The following is a 7,518-nucleotide window of genomic DNA, read 5'->3' on the forward strand; positions in this document are numbered from 1 at the left end:
AAGTAGTTACAGAAAGCATTAATACCAGCACTACTTTAGAGAATTCATATAACCTGATGCAAAGCTTTATTCAAGCCGTTGAAACTGGCAAGATCAAATTGGAACTTTAATGCACAAAACACTATTAACCTTTAAGCATAATCTAACAGCTGTGCTTAACGGAGCAGCTCTACCTTATTCTAACGGCTGTCTTGAAGGCTTCAATCGCAAAATCAAACAAATCTAACGAACGGCTTTTGGCTATTCCAATTTTACCAATCTCTTAACCAGAATTCGTTTGGAAGAAGATCTGTACAAAGAAAAAGAACCAAACAGCCTTTTAATGGTTGCTTGATTCTCTTCATTTACTCATTATCAACAGGAGTTGACAAAGAGCCAATAAAAGATTAAAAAATCGATCTACGAGAAAAATCTATTTACACAAACTATTTGACAGTGTTTAAAAGTTAAAATCAAATACGTAAACTTTATCAATTATTACAAATTTCAAAATTTAATATTAAATATTCAGTAAAAGACATAAACAATCTAGGACTTTTTAGTCATGAAACTTAGATTTATTATTCATAATCCATAATTTGAGCAGTACTATTTAATTTTTTAAAATCTAATTCACCTAATCTTTTGGCAGTAATTACCCCTGCAAGCATTGAATCATTAACATTTAATGCCGTTCTAGCCATATCTACAATTGGATCAATCGCAATTAAAATTCCTAGCACTGAAACGGGTAAATTTAAGGCACCTAAAACCATTAAAGTAGTAAAAGTTGATCCTCCACCAACACCGGCAACGCCAAAACTTGAAATCACATCAATTAATACCAAGGTCAATATGAATTGCCATGAAAAAATATTTACACCTACAACAGACGCAGTGATTGCGGCAACCATTGATGGATAAATTCCAGCACATCCATTTTGACCCATGGATAAACCAAAGCTAGCACTAAAATCAGCAATTGTATCACTCACACCCAACTGATTTTTTTGTGTTCTAACATTTAAGGGAAGACTTCCTCCACTAGTTCTAGAAGTAAAAGCAAAAACCAATACTGGCCAAACTTTTTTAAAATAAGTAATCGGATTAATTCCATTAATCATCAATAAAACTGCGTGTACTAGGAACATTACCCCAACTGCAAAGTATGCAGCAATAATGAATATTAATAATTTACCCATTGTCGTAAAACTATTAGTAGCGGCGGCACGAGCAATCAAAGCAAAAATTCCATAAGGCGTTAACTCTAAGACCATTTTTACTATTTTCATAATAATAGCTCTCAAAGCTTGAATACCACGTGCAAAGGTCTCTGCTAATTTTGTTTCTTCTTTTTTAAGACTTAAGAATGCTACCCCGACAAATGATGAAAAAATTACCACTGCAATAGTACTTGATGCTCGCATACCTGCAAAATCTGCAAATATATTTTTGGGAAAGAATGAAACGATTTGTTGTGCTAAAGTTACATTCTTAAGCGATTCTTGATGGTCTCTAATTGAAGTTAACGCCTGCGAAGTAGCAGTTAACCCACGTGCAAAATTGGCACCTTGTAAATGAAATAAAACCACACTAATGAAACCGATAAATGATGCTACAACCGTTGTTCCTAATAAAACTACTAAGACGTTTCCTGCAATCTTATGAATTTTTTCTGTAACCTTTAATTGAGTAAAAGCACCTACTAAAGAAACAAAAATCAATGGAATAACTAACATTTGAAGAAGCGAAATATAACCATCCCCAACTATAGAAAGCCAATCCATACTTTGACTAATTACTAAACTTTTTGCTCCAAATATCAGTTGCAAACCAATACCATATACAATTCCAACAACTAATGATAAAAATACTAATTTATTAAATCCCCACTTTTTATGATGAAGATAGATCATTCCAGCTAATAAAGCCATCGCTACTATAAGCGCTACAAATGTTTGCATAAAATCCCCCTTGCATTACTTTGAACAAACAAAAGGAATCATTGACACATACTGTCAAAGACTCCTTGGATAATCTTTGTAACAGATGGAAAGCTCCTATTTATGATAGAAAACAGAAAATCCTTGCGCGAGAAAATGACTGTACGCCAAATAAATTGTCAATTTTTTGACAAATGCAACAACAAGAATTTTCTTGACGTACAAACATTTAACTCACTCCTTTCTTACTTTTTACAAGTAATAATATAGAATTACTTACTTAAAGTCAATAAAAAATTAAAATTTTTGCTTGCAAGTTTGTCCAACAAACTATATAACAATTAATGGAAAGTAAAATTTCTCACATCATTTAAGAACTACTCCTCGGAATGGAGTAGTTCTTTTTCTTTTCCAATGAAAAAACAGGTTGAGATTCAACCTGCTTCTTATTTTTATTAGCGATGTTTAACTACATGGATGCCATAAGCAACTAGGTAAATCACTACCTCAATCGTTGCAATAAAGAATGTGACAGGCCAATTAGTAATAAAGCCTAAATATAGACCTGCCCAGACACCTACTAGAGCGAAGAAGACTGACCAGGCAATCATTGCTGGAATCGTTCGGCCGATATGACGGGCAGTTGAAGATGGCAATGTTAGCAAGATAAATACTAGCAATGAACCAACAATTTGTGCACCAATAGCAACTGACATAGCTAAAGAAATGAGGAAAACAATTCCTACGAAGCCAGTATGAATGCCGTGCGCAATAGCACCGATATGGTCAAATGAATCGAAATTCAAGTTTCTTTGAACCAGCAAGATCATCAGCAAAACAATGACTGATAAAACAACCAGTTGGATCACGCCTTGTTTGTCTACACCGATGATACTACCGAACAAAATATTCGTTGCATAGCGGCTATTAGACCCTGAGATGGCAAGAAATAAAACACCTAGTCCAATGAACAATGCAGAAATTGCACTAATTGAAGACTCTTTTTGATCACTGTGCAAGGACAATTCACCAACACCAATTGAACCTAATAGCGTAAAGAGCAACATCCCCCATAACGGTGCAATACCGATGAACACGGCAAAGGCTGCTCCCGCAAAACCGATTTCTGACAAGGTATGTGCTAAAAAGGCATAGCTGCGTGCTACAACGTAGACTCCGACAATCCCACAGGTAATCGCAATAAATGTACTTGCTAAGAAGGCATAACGCATAAATTCATATTGAAACATTATTCGAAATCCTCCTTAAACTCACTCATCTTTCCCTGTCTGATTGAACCCTTATTAAGATAGAGATAATCAGTCATATATTTTTTAGCTAATGGAATATCATGAGTGACGAACAAAACCGTAATCTTGTGTTCCTGATTAAGGTGTTTGATCAGCCCCATCAATTCTTCCTTAGCTGCCGGATCAAGGCTCGCTGTGGCTTCATCCAGAATAATCATATTAGGATTATCCAGCAATGCTTGTGCCAAATATGCACGCTGCTTTTGCCCTCCTGAAGCTTCACCCATTCGAGTATCCTTAATTGGATCTAAGTGAGTTTCAGCCAATTTATGATCGATCTGATCCTTCACCTTTTTGGTTTTAAAAAGTGGTGCATTCAAACCAACAAACGCACGAATTGAAAGTGGATATTCTGAATCAATATTTCTAAATTGTGGCACATATCCTAGCTTAACATCTGATGAAAAATTATAGCTACCATCAGTTGGTGTAAGCATCCCCATCAAAATCTTAATTAAGGTTGTCTTTCCTGTCCCATTTGGCCCCAGTAGAGCAGTCATCGATCCTTTTTCAAGATGAAAATTTATATCTTGAAAAACGGTCTTTGTATCAAATCTCATCGAAAGATCATTCACATCTAAAATCAATTTAGCATCCCCTTTACTTGCTAAATTCTATCTATTTTTTGCTAATATTAGCTAAATTTTGGTAATTTTCTCTCATCCAATCTAAGTAAGTCATATGATTTGGAATTGTTTCGCGCACATTGAGCACTGGTAGACTGTTTTCCTTAGCAAGCTCAACGAAAGTCGTCACAGTTGAACTACTTGCTTGAGTGTTATTAACAAAGAATGCGATCTTCTTGTCCTTAATTTCATTAGTCATCTTGTTGATGATCTTAGGACTTGGATCAGTACCATTTTCGATAGCTTCTTCAAATTCCTTGTCACCAATCTTGTAGCCAGCCTCTTCTAAACCATAATCAAAAACAGGTTCACTAACAAAGACGGGCTTATTGTTCTTCTTATCAGCTGACTTGGCAATTTGCTTAACCTTAGCAATCTTAGCTAAGTACTTGTCACCATTTTCCTTAAAGTAAGCTGCGTGCTTTTTGTCTAACTTAGATAAACGCTTAACTAAGTAGTTAACATACTTGGTTGGCATATCTAAATCATACCAGATATGAGGGTTGTCGACCTTCTTGAGCCCCATTAAGTCTTCACCTACTAAGACAGGCTTCTTGCTTACTGAGCTAGCTAACTTGTTCATCCAGCTATCGTAGCCTAAGCCATTGGCAACAATAATATTGGCATTAGTTAACTTCTTAGCATCGGCAGTAGTTGGTTCAAAATCGTGCGGATCGGTTGCACTATTTTTAATAATTGCTTGAACACTGCCGTACTTACCCGCAACGTTCTTGGCAATATCTGCATAAACATTAGTCGTAGTGACAATAGAAACTTTATCTGACTTAGTTTTAGCTTGGTCTTTATTTGAGCACGCAGAAGCTAGAAGCATAATCATGCCCATTAATCCCATAATAAAAAGTGACTTAGTAATTCTAGATTTAATTTTTTTCAATACATGTTCCTCCATACAAAAAAAGCATTTAAATCAGAAGATTATTCAGCAATTCTTTTCTGACTTAAAGTTAGAATAAGCTAGTTTGATAACCGTGTCAATATTTTTAAGCGTACCCAAATAGCACCAGAGTCGCTTAGACCTGATGCTATCAATAAAAACTTATAAATTATAAGAAATACTTAAAATGTAAAATTTGCTGAACTTTATTTAAATGCTTTTGTTCTAGAATGACATCATTATATAAACATATTTTTATATACTTGTCAAACTCAAACTATTCTTTGACGTGCTGACGCAAAACATCCAAGATTTTAATAATATGGTTATCAGCTAAACTATAGTATTTTTCTTGCTTAACCCGTTCACTTTTAACCAGCTTAGCTTCCTCTAAGATTCTAAGATGACGTGAAATAGCTGGCTGGCTAACATCGAATTGTTTAACTAAATTATTTACGCTGCTTTTTTGATGATCATTTAAATAATAAAGAATTTGAATACGGATTGGATGATTGAGAGCCCTAGTGATCCGGATAATTTGATCATTCAACTTTTTCACCTACTTACTAGTTTTAGCTTATTTTATCCCTTTAATTTTCTCACAAAAAAATGCTACCCGAAGGTAGCGCAAAACATAACAGAGTATCTTGATTTAAGTAGAGATCATCAAGGTATTTATATTATAATACGTTTTTTACATAATGTAGCATTTTTTGATTAATAACTTAAATTATTTTACTCAATTACGCTTTTTTATTCGTTAGGATCGTCTTTAACGTTCTTCTTCCAGAAACTCATAACCAAACCAGCTACAACAGAACCGATAATAGTTGCCAAGAAGTAGAACAAAATGTGACTTGGTCCACCAATGTTACCAGCAAGTGGTGATACCCAAAGACCACCGTGAGGAGCTGGAACACCAACGTGCCATAAACCAACTAACGCACCACCGACAGCTGAACCAATGATACATGAAGGAATTACACGACCTGGGTCAGCAGCTGCAAATGGAATAGCACCTTCAGTAATGAATGAGAATCCTAATACCCAGTTTGAAACACCTGCACGACGTTCTTCCAAAGTGTACTTATTCTTGAAGAATGTAGTACCGATAGCTGTAGCAAATGGAGGAACCATACCACCAACCATAACTGCAGCCATCAAAATAGCAGCAGTAGCTGAGTGTGGATCGTTAGCAAAGGCACCTGAAGCAAATACGTAAGCAGCCTTGTTGAAAGGACCACCCATATCGATTGACATCATACCTGCCAAGATAGTGGTAAGAAGTACCAAGTTACCAGTACCCATACCGTTTAAGAAGTGGGTAATAGCAAAGTTAATACCACTAAAGATTGGGTTAATGATGTAGAACATAATAGCTGCAATTAACAGCAAGCCCAAGATTGGGTAGAACAGCATTGGCTTCATACCTTCAACTGAGTGAGGTAATTTAGCAAATAGCTTCTTCAAGCCAACCATTAAGTAACCTGCAATGAAACCAGCAGCGATACCACCTAAGAATCCAGCTGGTGAAGTTGTGTGTGCTTGAACGTTAACTTGGAATTGACCGTTAACAATCGCAGCCATGTAACCACCAACGAAACCTGGCATAAGGGCTGGTAAATCACCAATTGATTCGGCAATGTAAGCAGCAAGAACTGGAACCATGAAGGCAAAGGCCAAGTTACCGGCATTGTTTAAGAATACGAATGCTGGTGTCTTAGGACCACCCATGTAGTTTTCTACGATGAATGATACGGCCATTAAGATACCACCACCAATAACGAATGGAAGCATGTGGCTGATACCGTTCATCAAGTTCTTGTAAATGCCTGCCCATAAGCCTGGCTTTTCAGTGCTTGATGATTCAGCTGATTTATCAGCTGCACTTGCGTGGTAAACATCTGCCTTGTCATCCATAATGTCATCGATCAATTCGCCTGGCTTGTTGATACCATCAACAACTGGACGGTTAACTAAGTGCTTGCGGTCAAAACGTGGCATATCAACCTTCTTGTCAGAAGCGATAATAACACCCTTAGCGCGCTTAATTTCATCAGGGGTTAACTTATCCTTAACACCTTCAGAACCGTTAGTTTCGATTCTAACTTCGATACCGCGCTTCTTACCTTCCTTGATCAAAGCTTCTTGAGCCATGTAAGTGTGGGCAATACCGTTGATACATGCAGTAACACCAACGATTAAAGGCTTGTTATCATCATCTGAACTACCTTGAGCCTTAGCAGCTTCTTTAGCCTTTTTAGCTTCAGCAGCTTTCTTGTCTTCTTCGTCCTTCTTAGTTTCAGCCTTTTCAAAAAGGTCGATAACTTCTTCTGGAGTCTTAGCAGCCTTAAGTTTTTCAACTAATTCTGGATCAATTAATGAACCAGAAAGCTTAGCTAAAGCTTGAAGGTGAATATTATCAGCACCAGCTGGTGCAGTAATCATGAAGAATAAGTGAACTGGTTGACCATCAAGTGAGTTGTAGTCAATGCCTTCCTTACTCTTAGCAAACAATACACGAGCCTTGTTAATTGACTTGTTACGTGCGTGAGGCATTGCGATTCCACCACCAATACCGGTAGTAGATTCATTTTCACGGTCCCAGATAGACTTGATGAATGCATCTTCATCATTAACGATGCCGGTTGCAACTTCAAGGTCAGCCATTTCCTTAATGGCATCTTCTTTATTCTTAGCCTTGAGTTCCATAATCATGGACTCAGGACTTAATATGTCCTTAATTCTCATATATCCTTTCTCCC

The 7,518-nt window shown here is 36.7% G+C and carries 6 protein-coding genes and 1 pseudogene; 1 reads left to right on the forward strand and 6 read right to left on the reverse strand.

The genetic code is table 11. From position 1 onward, the window contains the following. Positions 1 to 334, forward strand: a pseudogene (locus HMPREF0518_RS09820) (transposase); the annotation flags it as partial. Positions 335 to 560: 226 nt separating this feature from the next. Here HMPREF0518_RS09820 and HMPREF0518_RS06665 read toward each other — a convergent pair. From HMPREF0518_RS06665 to HMPREF0518_RS10335, 6 genes are all read right to left on the reverse strand, one after another. Next, on the reverse strand, positions 561 to 1,943 hold the full coding sequence (locus tag HMPREF0518_RS06665) for an L-cystine transporter (protein ID WP_003627327.1): 1,383 nt from the start codon (positions 1,941 to 1,943) through the stop codon (positions 561 to 563). 434 nt (positions 1,944 to 2,377) lie between these two features. Beyond that, positions 2,378 to 3,172, reverse strand: coding sequence for a metal ABC transporter permease (locus tag HMPREF0518_RS06670; protein ID WP_003627328.1), 795 nt, complete (start codon positions 3,170 to 3,172; stop codon positions 2,378 to 2,380). After that, positions 3,172 to 3,819, reverse strand: coding sequence for a metal ABC transporter ATP-binding protein (locus HMPREF0518_RS06675; RefSeq protein WP_003630181.1), 648 nt, complete (start codon positions 3,817 to 3,819; stop codon positions 3,172 to 3,174). The genes HMPREF0518_RS06670 and HMPREF0518_RS06675 overlap by 1 nt, the downstream gene beginning before the upstream one ends. A gap of 31 nt (positions 3,820 to 3,850) precedes the next feature. Continuing rightward, a complete protein-coding gene (locus HMPREF0518_RS06680) occupies positions 3,851 to 4,768 on the reverse strand; it encodes a metal ABC transporter solute-binding protein, Zn/Mn family (protein WP_003627330.1) in 918 nt (305 codons plus the stop codon). A gap of 262 nt (positions 4,769 to 5,030) precedes the next feature. Then, complete coding sequence (locus HMPREF0518_RS06685) at positions 5,031 to 5,303, reverse strand: ArsR/SmtB family transcription factor (RefSeq protein ID WP_003630183.1); 273 nt, start codon at positions 5,301 to 5,303, stop codon at positions 5,031 to 5,033. A gap of 203 nt (positions 5,304 to 5,506) precedes the next feature. Next, complete coding sequence (locus tag HMPREF0518_RS10335) at positions 5,507 to 7,504, reverse strand: PTS fructose transporter subunit IIABC (RefSeq protein ID WP_020828965.1); 1,998 nt, start codon at positions 7,502 to 7,504, stop codon at positions 5,507 to 5,509. Between the last annotated feature and the right edge of the window lie 14 nt (positions 7,505 to 7,518).

This window comes from Lactobacillus helveticus DSM 20075 = CGMCC 1.1877, assembly GCF_000160855.1.
Classification (GTDB): Bacteria; Bacillota; Bacilli; order Lactobacillales; family Lactobacillaceae; genus Lactobacillus; species Lactobacillus helveticus.